Source organism: Rhodococcus sp. AD45-ID (genome assembly GCF_003023755.1).
In the GTDB taxonomy this organism is placed as follows: Bacteria; Actinomycetota; Actinomycetes; order Mycobacteriales; family Mycobacteriaceae; genus Rhodococcus_F; species Rhodococcus_F globerula.
In genome coordinates, this window is sequence record NZ_PYHL01000001.1 from 769,050 (window position 1) to 784,708 (window position 15,659).

Annotated in this window: 15 protein-coding genes; 7 read left to right on the forward strand and 8 right to left on the reverse strand. The window is 61.9% G+C overall.

Annotation, left to right across the window (positions count from 1 at the left end; genetic code table 11):
• Positions 1-103: 103 nt before the first annotated feature.
• Together C7T36_RS03545 and guaB are read right to left on the reverse strand one after the other, a co-directional pair.
• Positions 104-1,243: a GuaB3 family IMP dehydrogenase-related protein gene (locus C7T36_RS03545; RefSeq protein WP_033231325.1), complete on the reverse strand. Its 1,140-nt coding sequence runs from the start codon at positions 1,241-1,243 to the stop codon at positions 104-106.
• A gap of 41 nt (positions 1,244-1,284) precedes the next feature.
• Positions 1,285-2,808: an IMP dehydrogenase gene (gene guaB / locus C7T36_RS03550; protein ID WP_033231537.1), complete on the reverse strand. Its 1,524-nt coding sequence runs from the start codon at positions 2,806-2,808 to the stop codon at positions 1,285-1,287.
• A 245-nt stretch (positions 2,809-3,053) separates the two neighbouring features.
• Here guaB and C7T36_RS03555 point away from each other — a divergent pair, with 245 nt between their 5' ends.
• The gene (locus tag C7T36_RS03555; protein WP_033231326.1) at positions 3,054-3,458 is read left to right on the forward strand and encodes a DUF5319 domain-containing protein; all 405 of its coding nucleotides are present in this window, start codon (positions 3,054-3,056) and stop codon (positions 3,456-3,458) included.
• A 118-nt stretch (positions 3,459-3,576) separates the two neighbouring features.
• Here C7T36_RS03555 and C7T36_RS03560 read toward each other — a convergent pair whose 3' ends face one another.
• From C7T36_RS03560 to C7T36_RS03570, 3 genes are all read right to left on the reverse strand, one after another.
• Entirely contained in the window at positions 3,577-4,506 is a 930-nt protein-coding gene (locus C7T36_RS03560; RefSeq protein WP_106939685.1) for an anti-sigma-D factor RsdA, read from the reverse strand.
• Positions 4,499-5,077, reverse strand: coding sequence for a sigma-70 family RNA polymerase sigma factor (locus C7T36_RS03565; RefSeq protein ID WP_033231328.1), 579 nt, complete (start codon positions 5,075-5,077; stop codon positions 4,499-4,501). The genes C7T36_RS03560 and C7T36_RS03565 overlap by 8 nt, the downstream gene beginning before the upstream one ends.
• A 193-nt stretch (positions 5,078-5,270) precedes the next feature.
• Positions 5,271-6,092, reverse strand: a complete 822-nt coding sequence (locus C7T36_RS03570) for a hypothetical protein (protein WP_233363583.1) — start codon at positions 6,090-6,092, stop codon at positions 5,271-5,273.
• A 581-nt stretch (positions 6,093-6,673) separates the two neighbouring features.
• On the opposite strand from C7T36_RS03570, the gene C7T36_RS03575 reads away from it, so the two are divergent.
• The 4 genes from C7T36_RS03575 to C7T36_RS03590 all read left to right on the forward strand — a co-directional run bounded on the left by C7T36_RS03575 (position 6,674) and on the right by C7T36_RS03590 (position 9,412).
• Positions 6,674-6,970 (forward strand): WhiB family transcriptional regulator, encoded by a 297-nt coding sequence (locus C7T36_RS03575; RefSeq protein ID WP_033231330.1) that lies wholly within the window; start codon positions 6,674-6,676, stop codon positions 6,968-6,970.
• 253 nt (positions 6,971-7,223) lie between these two features.
• Positions 7,224-7,883: a fasciclin domain-containing protein gene (locus C7T36_RS03580; protein ID WP_033231331.1), complete on the forward strand. Its 660-nt coding sequence runs from the start codon at positions 7,224-7,226 to the stop codon at positions 7,881-7,883.
• An 85-nt stretch (positions 7,884-7,968) separates the two neighbouring features.
• Positions 7,969-8,673 carry a sigma-70 family RNA polymerase sigma factor gene (locus C7T36_RS03585; protein ID WP_033231332.1) on the forward strand — a complete coding sequence of 235 codons (705 nt, stop codon included), beginning with the start codon at positions 7,969-7,971 and terminating at the stop codon, positions 8,671-8,673.
• Position 8,674: 1 nt separating this feature from the next.
• On the forward strand, positions 8,675-9,412 hold the full coding sequence (locus C7T36_RS03590) for an anti-sigma factor (protein WP_045070776.1): 738 nt from the start codon (positions 8,675-8,677) through the stop codon (positions 9,410-9,412).
• 65 nt (positions 9,413-9,477) lie between these two features.
• On the opposite strand, the gene groL is transcribed toward C7T36_RS03590, so the two are convergent.
• On the reverse strand, positions 9,478-11,088 hold the full coding sequence (groL, locus tag C7T36_RS03595; protein ID WP_033231334.1) for a chaperonin GroEL: 1,611 nt from the start codon (positions 11,086-11,088) through the stop codon (positions 9,478-9,480).
• A gap of 86 nt (positions 11,089-11,174) precedes the next feature.
• Entirely contained in the window at positions 11,175-11,474 is a 300-nt protein-coding gene (gene groES / locus C7T36_RS03600) for a co-chaperone GroES (RefSeq protein ID WP_003940763.1), read from the reverse strand.
• Between the two features lie 227 nt (positions 11,475-11,701).
• Here groES and C7T36_RS03605 point away from each other — a divergent pair, with 227 nt between their 5' ends.
• Entirely contained in the window at positions 11,702-13,420 is a 1,719-nt protein-coding gene (locus tag C7T36_RS03605) for a TIGR03767 family metallophosphoesterase (RefSeq protein ID WP_045071213.1), read from the forward strand.
• Here C7T36_RS03605 and C7T36_RS03610 read toward each other — a convergent pair.
• Positions 13,410-13,976, reverse strand: coding sequence for a potassium channel family protein (locus C7T36_RS03610; RefSeq protein ID WP_033231335.1), 567 nt, complete (start codon positions 13,974-13,976; stop codon positions 13,410-13,412). The two genes, C7T36_RS03605 and C7T36_RS03610, sit on opposite strands and share 11 nt — an antisense overlap.
• A 159-nt stretch (positions 13,977-14,135) precedes the next feature.
• Between C7T36_RS03610 and C7T36_RS03615 the strand changes: the two genes are divergently transcribed.
• On the forward strand, positions 14,136-15,659 hold the full coding sequence (locus C7T36_RS03615) for an Hsp70 family protein (RefSeq protein ID WP_052683637.1): 1,524 nt from the start codon (positions 14,136-14,138) through the stop codon (positions 15,657-15,659).

Below are 15,659 nucleotides of genomic sequence, written 5' to 3' on the forward strand. Positions count from 1 at the left end.
TGCCCTAAGCGTAACCATAAGTATCACCAACGCGCGAAAGTCCTGAACATAGACCTGTGGCCCCGACTTCCCATAGGAAGCCAGGGCCACAGATGCAGACAAATCAGGCGCGGACTGTCAGTCCGACCTTCTGGAACTCCTTGAGAGTGGAGTAGCCGGCCTTTGCCATGGAACGACGCAAACCGCCGACGAAGTTCAGCGAACCGTACGGATCGTCGGACGGCCCGGCCAGAACCTTGTCCAGCGAAGGCCGCTCGCCGTAGGAAACCGGAAGGAGCGCGCCACGAGGAACCGAAGGGTGCGCAGCAGCGGACGGCCAGTACCAACCGCCGCCTGCAGCTTCAGCCGACACAGCCAACGGCGTGCCGAGAACAGCAGCGTCCGCGCCGCACGCGATCGCCTTTGCCAGGTCACCAGACGTAGCGATGTCACCGTCGGCGATGACGTGGACGTAACGCCCACCCGTCTCGTCGAGGTAGTCGCGGCGAGCCGCAGCGGCATCGGCGATAGCGGTAGCCATCGGCACCCCGATACCCAGAACCTCACCCGTCGTGGTTGCACCCTCGGAAGAGCCGTAGCCGACGATGACGCCCGCCGCACCGGTCCGCATCAAGTGCAGCGCCGTGCGGTGGTCACTCACACCACCGGCGATAACCGGAACGTCGAGCTCGGAGATGAACGTCTTGAGGTTGAGCGGCTCTTCCTCCGTGCGCACGACATGCTCGGCGGAGATGATCGTGCCGTGAACGACCAGCAGGTCGATTCCGGCCTTGACCAGTGCCGGCGTCAGGGCGCGCGCATTCTGCGGGCTGACGCGAACCGCCGTCGTGACCCCCGCGTCACGAACCTGTGCGACCGCTGCTGCCAGCAATTCCGCCTGCAACGGCGCCGCATGCAGTTCCTGCAGGTAGCGGATCGCGGCGTCGACGCCACCGTCGGTTTCGGCAATCTCGACAAGACGAGCCAGCTTGGCCTCGACATCGGCATGACGGCCCCACAGGCCCTCGCCGTTGATGACGCCGAGCCCGCCGCGCTTGCCCAATTCGATTGCGAAGGTCGGCGAGACCAACGCGTCCGTCGGGTGAGCGAGGATGGGAATGTCAAACCTGTACGCGTCGATCTGCCACGTCGTCGATACCTCCTTCGACGAACGAGTCCGCCGAGAGGGAACGATGTTCACATCGTCCAGTTCGTAGGTACGACGGGCCGTGCGACCCATTCCGATTTCAACGAGGTCGCGCACGCGCGCCCCTTTCTCGTGACTGGTGAACTAGCGAACTGAACTTAGCGGGCAGCGTAATTGGGCGCTTCGACCGTCATGGTGATGTCGTGCGGGTGGCTTTCCTTGAGTCCCGCAGCCGTGATCTGGACGAACTGAGCGTTCTGGAGATGCTCGATCGTGGCAGAGCCCGTGTAACCCATTGCCGCACGCAAACCGCCGGTGAGCTGATGCGTCACCTGCGAGAGTGGTCCGCGGAACGGAACACGACCCTCGATGCCTTCCGGAACCAACTTGTCCTCGGAGAGAACGTCGTCCTGGAAGTAGCGATCCTTGGAGTACGACTTGGCCTCACCGCGCGACTGCATCGCGCCCAGTGAGCCCATACCGCGATAGCTCTTGAACTGCTTGCCGCCCACCAGGATCAGTTCACCCGGCGATTCGGCCGTACCGGCAAGGAGCGAGCCGAGCATGGCCGTCGACGCACCGGCGGCAAGCGCCTTGGCGATGTCGCCGGAGAACTGCAGACCACCGTCGGCGATCACGGGAATGCCGAGAGGCTTGCATGCCGCGACTGCTTCGAGGATGGCCGTGACCTGGGGAGCACCGACGCCGGCAATGACACGGGTCGTGCAGATGGAACCGGGACCAACGCCGACCTTGACGGCATCGACGCCTGCGTTGACGAGTGCCAATGCACCCGAGCGCGTAGCGACGTTGCCACCGATGATCTGCACCCGCTCGCCCAATTCGTGCTTGAGCTTGACGATCATGTCGAGAACATTGGACGAATGCCCGTGTGCACTGTCCACCACCAGTACGTCCACACCGGCGTCGGTAAGCGCCATCGCACGCTGGAAGGCATCGTCGCCCGCACCGACCGCAGCACCGACGAGCAGACGACCGTCACGGTCCTTGGTGGCAAACGGATGCTGCTCGGTCTTGACGAAGTCCTTGACCGTGATCAGGCCCGTAAGCTTGCCGTTCCCGTCCACGATCGGAAGCTTCTCGATCTTGTGACGGCGAAGCAGACCAAGCGCGACGTCAGCGGTGACGCCCTCTTGCGCTGTGATCAACGGCATCTTGGTCATGATCTCGGCGACCGGACGATTCTGGTCGACCTCGAAACGCATGTCACGGTTCGTGACGATGCCGACCAACTGTCCGGCGTCGTCGGTGACCGGCAGACCCGAGATGCGGAAGCGAGCGCACTTCGCGTCGACCTCACCCATCGTGTCCGACGGCTTACACGTGACCGGATCGGTGACCATGCCGGCCTCCGAACGCTTGACGGTCTCGACCTGACCGGCCTGGACCTCCACGGACGAATTGCGGTGCAGAACGCCCATTCCGCCCGCGCGGGCCATGGCAATGGCCATCCGCGACTCGGTGACCGTGTCCATCGCCGAACTGACCAACGGGATTCGCAGACGGATATCGCGGGTCAGCTGACTCGACGTATCGACCTGGCTCGGAATGACATCGGACGCTGCAGGCAACAGCAGTACGTCGTCGTATGTCAGCCCGAGCATCGCGACCTTGTTGGGGTCGTCTCCTCCGGTGTGTACATGCCCTGCAGAACTAGTCATGCGGTCAGGACCCTCCATGGACCTAGATTCGCCTTTTCGGTAGCCGCTGTAACAGCTGCCTCGAAGCGGATTACGAAAGCTGGATATCGGATAGAAGGCACCTGCACAGAAAGATATTCCTGGCACCTTTTCCCGGCGTTGAACACCATGGTATCGGGCCGCACATTGGTCCGAACCATCCCACCCACGCTGCAAGTACGCGTAACGAGTGGCGCTGACCCCCCTGACCTGCGTACCGTGGTGCTGTGCGTGATCAACTGCCTCCCGGTCTGCCGCCAGATCCCTTTGCCGGCGACCCCGCTGACCCTTCCGCGGCACTCGATGCCATCGAGCCGGGTCAACCACTCGACCCCCAAGAACGGCAGGCAGTCGAGGAAGATCTCGCTGACCTCGCCGTATACGAGGCTCTCCTCGCTCATCGTGGCATCCGCGGCCTCGTGGTGTGCTGCGAGGACTGCCAACAGGACCACTACCACGACTGGGACATGTTGCGGGCAAACCTGCTTCAACTCCTCGTCGACGGCACGGTTCGGCCTCACGAACCCGCCTACGATCCCATGCCTGAGGCATATGTCACGTGGGACTACTGCCGTGGATACGCCGACGCATCCATGAACGAAGCGATGCACGGCGACGGATTCGACGCCTGACACACTGACAACAGTGGGCCGGCAAGCATTACGCTTGCCGGCCCACTGTTTTTGATTCCGTTGCTACTGAACTACGTTGCTACTGATTTACGTTGCTGCCTAACAGGTCTCGCGACGCTCAGGACGGCGTGTTCACATTCGGCGACGTTGTTGTCGTCCTCGACGAGGACGGGGTAGTTGTCGTCGGCAACGTTGTCGTTGTTGTCGTCGTCGGGTTCGCCGACGGACTCGGGACTGTTGACGACGGCGCAACTATCGCTGGGTTGGGCGTCGATGTCGTCGGATTGGTACCCGGCAACTCCAGATCCGAGGTCGGGCCAGGCAGAACGGGAATCGACGTCACCGGCGGGGGCTCGAGCGTTGTCAGCCCGTCAGTTGTGGTCAACGGCGGCGGCGCAGCCTGAGTAGTTGTTTCCTGAACCTGGGTCATCAACTTGCCCCAGCGTTCTACGAGATCCGTCTTCGCCTGCGAATCCTTCACAGCACCGGCACGCTGGGCAGCGTTGTCCAGAACCTTCTTCGCTTCGGGAATATCCCCGGCGGCCAACAACCGCTCAGCCTTCTCGAGCTCGGACGTGGTGTCGATCTTCGCGACTGTCGAATTAGCTTCTTCCGTGAAGACAACCTGCTTCACACCCCACAGTGCGTCGCCCGGTTCAGCCCCGTACGTGAGCATCGAGCCGCCACCGATCACCACCGCTGCGACAGCTGCCGCAGCGGCAACGGGGCGCAGTAGACGAAGACGTGAACGAGAACGTTCGCGATCGGCAATGCTGGGGGGCGCCGATTCGATCGCTGCGATCACATCGTCGAGAAGTGGGCCCTCCGGCATCGGGGTCGACACGACGTCATCGCGCCACTTCGACAGAATCAACGCCAGTTCGTACTGCTCAGTGCTATCGGTTACTACCGGCCCACCATGGGAAATTGCCTCGATCAGCGCGTCGTCGCGCCGAACCGCAGCCAGATCCACCGGTGCACCGTCGTCGGCGAGACCGGCTGTGAGGTCATCGAGATCGGAAGAATCACGATTCTCGTCTCTAGCCATAGCTCTCACCCGCTTTCGTTACTACTTTTTTCAGTTTCGCGATCGCCCTGTGCTGGGCGACTCGTACAGCTCCGGCGGTACTCCCGACGGCGGCGGCCGTTTCTTCAGCCGACAGTCCGACAACCAACCGGAGAATCAAGATCTCTCGATGCTTCTCCGGCAAGGTGCCGAGCAGTTCCTGCATGTGCCGGCTGGATTCCGAATCGAGCGCTCGCTGCTCGGGTCCATCGTCAAGTGCAATTACATCCGGTACTTCGGCTACGGGCTCCGACTTGTTACGGGCGGAGCTTCGATGGGCGTCAGCAACCTTGTGTGCAGCAATGCCGTACACAAAAGCCATGAAGGGGCGTCCCTGATCTTGATAACGCGGCAACGCGGTCATCACGGCGAGACACACCTCCTGCGCGACATCGTCGGCCGACAAGTGGCCTCTCTCCGCCGCACCCACCCGACCACGGCAATAGCGCACCACCATGGGTCGAATGTTTTCCAAAACCAAAGCTAGAGCTGTACGGTCGCCCTGCGCTGCAGCGGCGACCGCGGAGTCCAACTCATCGCTCGTATTTGTCATCGTCAGCGAAAATCCTGGCGTTACAGTGGCACTTCCCGAGCGGGTGTGCTTCCACTAACAGCGGAACCCTCTAAGAGTAACCATCCAGACCGACTGGTCCGCGCAGGCCTGGCCCGCCGCGGCAATGTTTCGACGTGTACAACTCGTCGGCTACCGCGTGGCACACCTCACAGAGGCATATCGGTGGCGCACCTCACAGGGACAGTTCACGGAACACTCCCCCGCGTGCCGCAACCGCAGCGCCGAGTGCGGCCGAATTCGGTGTCGTGGGGCTCCCGCTCACACCCTCGATCAGCATCGACGACGCCCACGCCAACGGTAGTAATCCAGACGAACGACACTCATCGAACACTTCACCTGCAAGCATTGCCGCCTGCCCCGGATCGAAACCTGTGAGCGCAGCGCATCGCAAAAGGTCCGACTTGACCTTGTGCCTGAGCGAATCACCACCGGCGGCGAGTTCGACAGCGCGTTCAGCGTGTCGAAGCGCCGGCGTGAAATCACCGGAAGCGAGCGCAAGTTCAGCCGAGACCCACTCGAGCCTGATCACCTGACGCCACAACCGCGCCGACTCACCTTCCAGACGGTTGATCTGCTCCGCGCAGCGCTCGAGCAGGCGCCATCCCAGCGCCAGGCGGCCCTGACCGAGAGCGTCGGCTGCAAGGCCGGTCAACGCGTCACAAGCGGCAGCGACCAACTCGGGAGAGTCACCTCGTCCGGCGACAATGGCAAGAGCACGTCCGTCGTCGTACGACGCCTTCGCGTGCCAGCCCGTTTGCCGCAGGAATGACGCCCGCGTGCTTGCGGACAACGAGGCATACACACAGTCGCCATCTGCGGCCAGGCCGGCGGTGCGCCGATCCACGACGTTCAAGGCGGCACGCGCCTGCGCATACCGCCCCTGACCACCGAGTGCGACGGCGCTCAACCACCACTCCTCGATGGTTGCCGGAGCGGAAAGCGGCGCAAGTCCGGGCTCTGTCCCGAATGCCACGGACTGAAGAGTTGTCGACACGGTCAAATCATTGCAGTGCCCTCGACCACAGATCGCCGCGAGGGGACCGCAGGATGCAACACCCGTGATTCCGGAGCCATTCACCAAATGTTCAACTGAAATTGAAACTTTCATTTTCTTGAATTATTAACGAATGCATATCCATTAGGTTAACTGCGGGTTACCTAATGGACAAACGTCCAAAGTGCGAATTGGGAACTTAGTCCCAATTCAGTCATTCGAAGGTCGCGCTAGAACGCCGACAATCACAGACGGCCACGAGCGATTCCGCTTTGTCCATAATACGAATACTCCCCCTGATCTGCCACTTCAGACGAGGAATATCTGCAGAACTTTACACATCACTCCACACTGTCAATCATTCGGCAACGGATCACTTACACACGAGGTGGTCGAAATGTAAATATTTCTCTCGTTAAATCTTGCTTTGCGAGATATGCCGCTCACCACTCATCGAGGCTATTGACGCGATTTACTCAGCACCCTTACGGTTAGCAAGCGTGAACGATAGAAAGCCCGGATAATCTTCGGGCTACTTGGTCCGCTCGTTGATCACGACGAGCTTGCAGTAAGGAGTCAACATGCCTGCACCTAATCATCTTCCCGGGCCGAACGCAGACATCTGGGACTGGCAGATGCACGGACTGTGCCGCGGAGTCGACTCCTCGATGTTCTTTCACCCGGACGGCGAACGCGGACGAGCCCGAGCGCAACGCGAAACGCGAGCCAAGGAAATGTGCCACCAGTGCCCGGTTCTCATTCAGTGCCGCTCTCACGCACTGACCGTCTCCGAGCCGTACGGCATCTGGGGCGGGATGTCGGAAACCGAACGCGAACTGTATGCACGCCACCGCCGGAACGGCCGCCTGGCGTCGTAAATCCGCGTAGGTAGAACCAAGCCTCCTCCCCTTCACTTCACTGCACTGCACTGCACTGCACTGCACTGCACAACCTGCTTACCCCGCAGACCGAGACCAGAGAGCCCCCGACGAACTCGGGGGCTTTCTCGTGTCTCGAGGTCTTTTCGTGTCTCGAGGTCTTTTCGTGTCTCGACCCATCCACCTCACTGCTGACTCCGAATGCCTTGTACGGAACGTGCACACCGGCACTTCATCTACGGAAGGCAGACCCATGAACACCTCCACTCGAGTTCTGGCAGTCACGGCAGCAGCGTCATTCGCACTTGTCGGCATTGTCGGTTGTTCATCCGACAGCGATGATTCGTCAGATGCCACGTCCAGCGCTGCGACGACAACGTCGAGCATGTCGATGTCGACGACCAGTGCAATGGCAGACCCCGCATCGGATCTCGTCGGGGCAGGTTGCGCGGACTACGCAGCGGCAGTGCCGACCGGCGCCGGCTCGGTCAGCGGAATGGCGCAGGACCCGGTCGTGACAGCCGCGTCGAACAATCCGCTCCTCACCACACTGACCGCGGCCGTATCCGGTCAGCTCAATCCGGACGTCAATCTGGTCGACACCCTCAACGGTGGTGAGTTCACCGTCTTCGCTCCCGTCGACGCCGCTTTCGCGAAAATCGACCCGGCCACAATCGACAGCCTCAAGACCGACAGCGCAACGCTGACGAAGATCCTCACCTATCACGTGGTTCCCGGTCAGATCGCTCCCGCCGATATCGACGGCACCCACACCACCGCCGAAGGTGGAACGGTCACCGTCACCGGATCGGGCGACGACATCAAGGTCAATGACGCAACCGTCCTCTGTGGTGGCGTCAAGACCGCAAATGCCACCGTCTACCTCATCGATTCGGTGCTGATGCCGCAGTAATCCCCCTTGCTGTGCGCCTTTGTCAACCGCGTTGGTTGACAAAGGCGCACAGCAGTAGCGGCGGGCCAACAGAAAAGAACCGGACATGCACGCTACGGTTGTAGTCGATGAAACAACACGAACCTTCGGGGCGGGATTACTCAGCTCGGGTGAGCCACGCGACGTGAGTGAACCGAACGAGGCCCCAGAGCACACCGACGCTTGTCCGACCGACAATTCTGCAGCGCGCACCGCCCGGATCACGGAATCCCGCGAACTCGCGCTGATCCTCGAGAATGTCGCTCGGGGCGATCAATCGGCATTCGCCGAGTTCTACGACCGGACCAGTTCACGCGTGCACGGGATGGTTCTACGGGTCCTTCGCGATCCGGGTTTCTCCGAAGAAACTGTCCAAGAGGTGTATCTCCAGGCCTGGAAAACGGTGGACACCTTCGATCCGGTTCGCGGGTCGGCCTTATCGTGGCTACTCACTCTTGCTCACCGACGAGCCGTCGACCGGGTGCGGTCGGAACAGTCGAGTACGGATCGACAGGCCCTGTACGACACCACGAATTCGACTCCCGAATTCGACGTCGTCAGCGAAGAAGTCACTCGCAAAGACGAACATCGCGCCGTCACCGACTGTTTGGAATCGGTGACGGCGACCCAGCGAGAAGCTTTGACATTGGCGTACTACGGCGGGCGAACGTACCGAGAAGTAGCCGAAGACCTCGGCGTGGCGATACCCACGATAAAGTCACGAATCCGCGACGGACTACTCCGGCTACGCAGATGTCTGGGGGTGAACTGAGATGGACGAAGAGCTGATCGGCTGGGCACACCCCTACGCGATCGATGCCCTCGACCCCGATGAGCGTCGGGCTGTCGACGTTCTCCTGGAAGGCACTGACGCGGCCACTCGAGCGGAATTCGAATCTCAGGTCCGGCTCGCCGCCGAGACGATGGCTGCTCTGAGCATCGTCGACGCAGTCGAACCTCCGCCAGGGCTCCGCGCTCGCCTACTCGACGCTATTGCCGAGACACCACAATCGCCGGAATTGGCTCCGCCGGTCTCCCTTGCCAGTCATCGCAAGCGTCGACGCCCATGGACCGTCGCACTAGCCGCTGCAGCGGCCGTGGTCATCGTGGCCGGGGGTATCGGAATCGGCGTCCAGATCACCGACAACACTCCGTCGCCGACCACCGTTTCCGAGATTATGGCCGCGCCCGACATGCACTCGACCACGCTGGACGTACCCGGCGGCGGCACCGCGACAACGGCGTTTTCGCCGTCCGAGGATGCCGCGGTGTTGACGATGAACGGTGTGACTCCCCCGAGCCCGGACCAGGTTTATCAGATGTGGCTGGTCTCGCCGGACGGTAGCACCATGACTCCGAAGGGCACCATGGCACCTGCCGACGTCAAGCCGACCACTCAGGTTGTACTGGACAATATCGGTCCCAACACCAAGCTGGCATTTACGATCGAGCCTCCTGGTGGATCGACTCAGCCGACGGGCGATCCGTTCGCCATCATTCCGCTGGTCTGAGCAGAAAACGAAAAAAGCGATCCCCCACCAACTTTCGGTGGGGGATCGCTTTTCGTGCGTGAAACCTAGTGGCTGTGACCGTGTCCGGTGTCAGCTACTTCTTCGGTCGGCTTCTCGACAACGGCGCTCTCGGTGGTCAGGATCATCCGAGCAACGGAAGCGGCGTTGACCACTGCCGAGCGGGTGACCTTGACGGGGTCGATGACGCCGTCGGCGAGCAGGTCGCCGTACGTCAGGGTCGCGGCGTTGAAGCCATGGCCCTTGGGGAGATCCGCAACCTTGCTGACAACGACGGAACCGTCGATGCCGGCGTTGGATGCGATCCAGAACAGCGGAGCGTTGAGTGCTGCGCGAACCACTGCGACGCCGGTAGCTTCGTCACCGGTGAAGCCGAGGTTGTCGGCGAGTTCGACGCCGGCCTGAACGAGTGCCGATCCACCGCCGGGGACGATGCCCTCGGCAACAGCAGCCTTGGCTGCGTTGACGGCATCTTCGACGCGGAACTTACGTTCCTTGAGATCGGTCTCGGTGGCTGCGCCGACCTTGATGACCGCAACTCCGCCGGACAGCTTCGCCAGACGCTCTTCGAGCTTCTCGCGATCCCAGTCCGAATCGGTGTTCTCGATCTCGCGACGCAGCTGCGCGACGCGGGTCGCGATGTCGTCAGCGGTGCCTGCACCGTCGACGATGACGGTCTCGTCCTTGGTGACGACAACGCGGCGTGCGCTGCCGAGCAGGTCGAGTCCGGCTTCCTTGAGGGAGAGTCCGACGTCGGTGTTGATGACGGTGCCTGCGGTGACAACGGCAAGATCGTCGAGGAACGCCTTGCGACGGTCACCGAAGAACGGTGCCTTCACGGCGACAGCCTTGATCGTCTTGCGGATCGAGTTGACCACCAGAGTGGAGAGAACTTCACCCTCGACGTCCTCGGCGATGATCAAGAGCGGCTTGCCGGATTCGGCAACCTTCTCGAGCAGCGGCAGGAAGTCGGGCAGTGAGCTGATCTTCTCGCGGAAGAGCAGGATCAGCGCGTCTTCGTAGACGGCCTTCTGCGAATCGATGTCGGTGACGAAGTAGGGCGAGAGGTAGCCCTTGTCGAACTGAACACCTTCGGTGACAACGAGTTCGGTTGCAACGGTGGAGGATTCCTCGACCGTGACAACGCCGTCGGTGCCGACGCGGGTGAGTGCTTCGCCGACCATTTCGCCGATTTCCTCGTCACGCGAGGAGACGGTGGCAACCTGAGCGATGGACTTCTTGCCCTCGACCGGAGTTGCTGCGGCGATGAGCGCCTCGACGACCTTGTCTGCGGCAGCGTTGATTCCGACGCCGAGTGCCATCGGGTTTGCGCCCGCGGCAATGTTCTTGAGTCCGCCGCGCACGATCGCCTGAGCGAGAACCGTAGCGGTGGTGGTGCCGTCGCCGGCAACATCGTTGGTCTTGGTGGCGACACTCTTGACGAGCTGTGCGCCGAGGTTCTCGAAGGGATCTTCGAGATCGATCTCACGGGCGATGCTCACACCGTCGTTAGTGACGGTGGGGCCGCCGAATGCCTTGGCGAGCACGACGTGGCGTCCACGCGGGCCCAAGGTCACCTTGACGGCGTCGGCGAGCTTGTCGACGCCTGCTTCGAGAGCACGCCGCGCGGTCTCGTTGAACGCAATTTGCTTGGACATCTGTTCTGTCAGCTCCTGAATCTTCGGGGCGTGAACGCATTCCGCCCCGGGATCCTGTGTGGACTCCGGGGCGGATCACGTGTGTCTTACTTGGAGACGACAGCCAGCACGTCGCGTGCCGACAGAATCAGGTACTCCTGGCCGGCGTACTTGATCTCGGTTCCGCCGTACTTGGAGTAGATGACCGTGTCACCCTCCTTGACGTCGACCGGGATGCGGTTGCCCTGCTCGTTGACGCGGCCTTCGCCGACTGCAACGACGGTGCCCTCCTGGGGCTTTTCCTTGGCTGTGTCAGGAATGACCAGGCCGGAAGCCGTCGTCGTTTCAGCCTCGTTGGCCTGGACGAGGATCTTGTCCTCGAGCGGCTTGATGTTGACGCTCGCCACGATGAGCCCTCCATGGGTATGTGCGCCCGAGGGTTGCTCGAGACGCGATTGGGTTTGACGTTTACGGCGCGTCACTGCAGTCCCGTCGTCGCGGGTGCCGGAACTCGATCAGCGCCAATTGGCACTCTATACGTGAGAGTGCCAACCCTCAAGGACTGGGCGGGTTTTTTCTCTTCGTCCTCAGCGAAATCAGACCCACGTCCAATTTGTTCACCTATTGTTCATTCGTGACGAACATCAACCGCCGTAGTTTCCTGACCTTTGCCGGACTCGGCGCCGTGGGCGCCGTAGGTCTGAGCGCCAAGCCGTGGGGACTGCAATATGCCGGCGCCGCTCCCCTGCCCACGTCGGGCGCGGGCACCACACTCGACGCAGTCGCGACGCCGATCGGCAGCAGCGGCTACCGCAAACTCGGAGCCGGTCCTGGCTGGGCAAACATCGTGCGCGGCGAACTCGCGGAACCCAAGTCCGGCCGCGAAGACCGTCGCACCGCATTGGCATCGATCGTGCAGTTGACCGACGTCCACATCCTCGACGCGCAGTCGCCGATGCGCTTCGAATACGTCCACCAGATCACCGGTTCCGCTTTCCGTCCGCAGGAAACGCTGACTGCGCATGGCCTGATTTCGCTTGTCCGAAGCGTCAATTCCATCGGATGCGGTCCGCACACGGCACGACCGTTCGACGCAGTTGTCACCACCGGCGACAACACGGACAACAAGGAACATGCCGAACTCGACTGGTTCCTGACCGCACTCAACGGCGGCACGATCGTGGCGAACACCGGTGCGAAGGACCGCTACGAAGGTGTCCAGAACTCCGGAGCAGATCTGTACTGGAACCCGGAATCGCCGATGCTCGACATGTACAAGAAGGCGGGCTTCCCCGAGATTCCCAATTTCTTCGGAGCCGCATTCACCCCTGTCTCGAGCCCTGGCCTGAACACTCCCTGGTACTGCGTGTTCGGCAACCACGACGATTCGGTGTCCGGCACCGTTCCCAGTGGCATCCCGCCGCTAGAGGCCATGTACACCGGATCGCTCAAGTTCGAAGTTCCCGGCTCACCGGAACAGGCCAAGCAGATCGACATCGCCACCAAGTTCGATCCGAGCGCCATTCCGGGAATTCTGTCCGCCTTCACGACGCCCCCGCGCCAGGTCACCCCCGACCCGGCCCGTGCTCCCTTCACGCCGAAGCAGTTCATCGCCGCGCACCTCGATCCGGCGCATACCGGTCCGGGTCCGGTTGGTCACGGATTTGCACCGGACGCCGATCACACCGGCATCGGTTACTACTCTTTCGAGATCGCTCCCGGCGTCGTCGGAATCAGCATGGACTCCACCAACCGTGCCGGCTTTGTCGACGGCTCCCTGGGCACAGCGCAGTTCCGCTGGATCGAAGACACCCTTCGGGCCGGCAGCAGCACGTTCTTCGACGCTGCCGGGTCCAAGATCACACAGTCCCGCGACGACACCTACTTCGTGCTGTTCAGCCACCACACGAGCGACACGATGGACAATCTCATCCCCGACCCCGAGAACATCCTCGAGCCGCGCTTCCGCGGTTCGCAGCTTCTCGAACTGTTGCACCGCTTCCCCAACGTTCTTGCCTGGGTCAACGGCCACACACACGAGAACAAGATCACCCCGTGGCCCGGTGTCACGCCGGAACAGGGGTTCTGGGAGATCAACACCGCTTCGCACATCGACTTCCCGCAGCTCGGCCGGATCATCGAAATCGCGGACAACGGCGACGGCACCGTCTCGCTGCTCGCGACGCTCTTCGAAGCCGAGAGTCCGTACTCGGTCGATCACAGTGACAAATCGCCCGAGGGCCTGGCATCGCTGTACCGCGAACTGTCCTTCAACGACATTCACCGCGATCCCAAGCTGACCGGCGCCGGTGTCGATCAGAACGTCGAGCTGCTGGTTCCCGTCATTCGCTAGCGTCACCTGGCTTCGTCTGCCGTGTCCTGTGTTCCTTGGACCAGGACACGGCAGCAATAACAAAGCGGACGCCAAAGCCGATCAGCACCAGGTTGCAGACGATCTGAAGCGACACCAATGCCCTGGCCAGATCAGTTTTCGCGGCGATGTCCCCGAACCCGACGGTCGAGAACACGGACAGCGAGAAATAGAGCGCACCCATCCTCGACAACGGTTCGGTGAAACTTGTCGGGTCGGCCCCTGCGACAGCAAAATAGGTCATCGAGACGATCAGAAGATACGTCGGCACCACGACAGATGCCGCCTCGACGGCCTGCAACGCCGGCACATCCGAATTCAGGATTCGCTTGATCTGCCAGGCAGCGACACCCAGTACCGCGACACCGCCTGCGACCAACAGAGCAAATGCGCTGACGGTATGCGCGTCGGTCCACGGCAACAGGAAATACGCACAACCCAACGCGACGACGGTCAGCACCGGCCGCAGTATCGCCCCCGCGATCAATCGACGACGTTGACGCGTATCCATCTGCCGGGATTCGACTTTTTTCCGCATAATTCAATATTCGGCAATCCCGCTGGTAAAACCACCGTTTCGGTACGAAAAGTTCTCCTCCTCACAGAAAACTGCCGAGCAATCGTGCCGATCGTTCTGTAACGTTCATGTAACGGCGACCGATATGCGGTCACAGAAACACCTGCGAGGGGGTGCAAGATGGGTTCATCACTGGGAATGTCGACGGGTTCGTCGGGCGTCTACTCCGCGCTCGTCGATACCGATTCCGCAGAAGCCACACCCGGTAGTTTGCCTGCCGAAACACGATTCGTCTCCGCCGATCAGGTCAACACCAACGTCGGAGACTTGGTGCGCGCGTCGATCAAGCTGATGACCACGCAGGTGTCCGATCGCGCCGCTGCCCCTCGATCCATCGGGGTCACATACTCGACCGACCAACAGCTCGCGAGCATCCGATCCTCGCTCGCGAAGTCGCCGAACCGCGTTCGGCTCATTCCCGAACCGGCCGCGGTGCACGCCTATCTCGCAGAAACAGGCAAGACTGCACGCTACGGCGCCACCGCGCAGATAGACCTCGGCGATAGCGGCCTGAGCGTGTCCGTGGTCGATCACAGCGGCGAGATCCTCATCTCCGAACGCACCGACGCTCTTGCCGGTGCAGGCATCGACGCAGCCCTCGTCGCGTTTGTCACCGACAAGTACCCTCATCCACTCGGCCGACACACCGACACCGAACTACTGATGTCGCGCTGCCACGTCGCGAAGGAACAACTCTCCACCACTCGCAGCGTCACGATCGACCTGCCACGTGGGCCCATCACGATCACCCGGGTCGAGTTCGAGGACATTATCGCCGCGGATGTCGAGCGCGCGCTCACGCTGATCCGCAGCGTCCTGAGCGCGGCACCACACACCGTCGAGGCCATTGTCCTCATCGGCGGCGGCGCGCATATCCCCACTGTGCGTACGGCAATCGCAGACGCCGCACGAGTCCCGACGGTCGAATTCGACGAGCCCGAAGCAGCCGCAGCCAAAGGTGCTGCACTACTTGCAGATTCCGCGACGTCGTTGCGTTACCCGTTAGCAGGCTCGGAAACTTCCGAGCGCATCCGTCCGGCCGCCAAAGCGTCGGGCGCGCTGATCGGCGCGCTAGTCGTCGGTGGACTCGTATTGGGTTATGCCGCCAAGGAAGTCGTCCCGACCGACAACACGCCGATTTCGCCGGCCGGCACCGGATCGACTACAACGCACACCACAACCGACGTCGTTCCGAGCACCGGTTCCACAGTCATCCCGTCACATGACCCCGTGCCCACGGTTGTCCACACAACAGTCCCGTACCGGGCACAGCCGTACGGAACACAGCCGTACGGAACACAGCCGTACGAGACACATCAGTTCACGTTGTCGCCCGCGCCGCCGTCGGCCACACCGACGACAACCGTTCCGCCGACAACTCTTCCGCCGACAACCACGACCACCATCCCGGCCCGGCCGACACTTCCCGGCATCACGCTGCCGGATACACCGTCGTGGTGGCCGGAGAACCTGCCACAGATTCCGAGTGGGCCTTCGGAACTGGCTCCGGGCGAAGGCGGAAACGGTGGTTCCGGTTCCACCGAAACCACCGCCGAGACTCCCACAGAGTCCGCGTCACCCGAGCCGACGACGGAGAACGCGGCGCCGACCCCCACCGCTCACCTGCCTGTACCGGTCGGCTGA

Coding starts and splice junctions, on each gene's coding strand:
- guaB (WP_033231537.1), bottom strand. CDS start 2,808: ATGACTAGTTCTGCAGGGCATGTACACACCGGAGGAGACGACCCCAAC.
- C7T36_RS03560 (WP_106939685.1), bottom strand. CDS start 4,506: ATGGCTAGAGACGAGAATCGTGATTCTTCCGATCTCGATGACCTCACA.
- C7T36_RS03565 (WP_033231328.1), bottom strand. CDS start 5,077: ATGACAAATACGAGCGATGAGTTGGACTCCGCGGTCGCCGCTGCAGCG.
- C7T36_RS03575 (WP_033231330.1), top strand. CDS start 6,674: ATGCCTGCACCTAATCATCTTCCCGGGCCGAACGCAGACATCTGGGAC.
- C7T36_RS03580 (WP_033231331.1), top strand. CDS start 7,224: ATGAACACCTCCACTCGAGTTCTGGCAGTCACGGCAGCAGCGTCATTC.
- C7T36_RS03585 (WP_033231332.1), top strand. CDS start 7,969: ATGCACGCTACGGTTGTAGTCGATGAAACAACACGAACCTTCGGGGCG.
- C7T36_RS03590 (WP_045070776.1), top strand. CDS start 8,675: ATGGACGAAGAGCTGATCGGCTGGGCACACCCCTACGCGATCGATGCC.
- groL (WP_033231334.1), bottom strand. CDS start 11,088: ATGTCCAAGCAAATTGCGTTCAACGAGACCGCGCGGCGTGCTCTCGAA.
- C7T36_RS03610 (WP_033231335.1), bottom strand. CDS start 13,976: ATGCGGAAAAAAGTCGAATCCCGGCAGATGGATACGCGTCAACGTCGT.
- C7T36_RS03615 (WP_052683637.1), top strand. CDS start 14,136: ATGGGTTCATCACTGGGAATGTCGACGGGTTCGTCGGGCGTCTACTCC.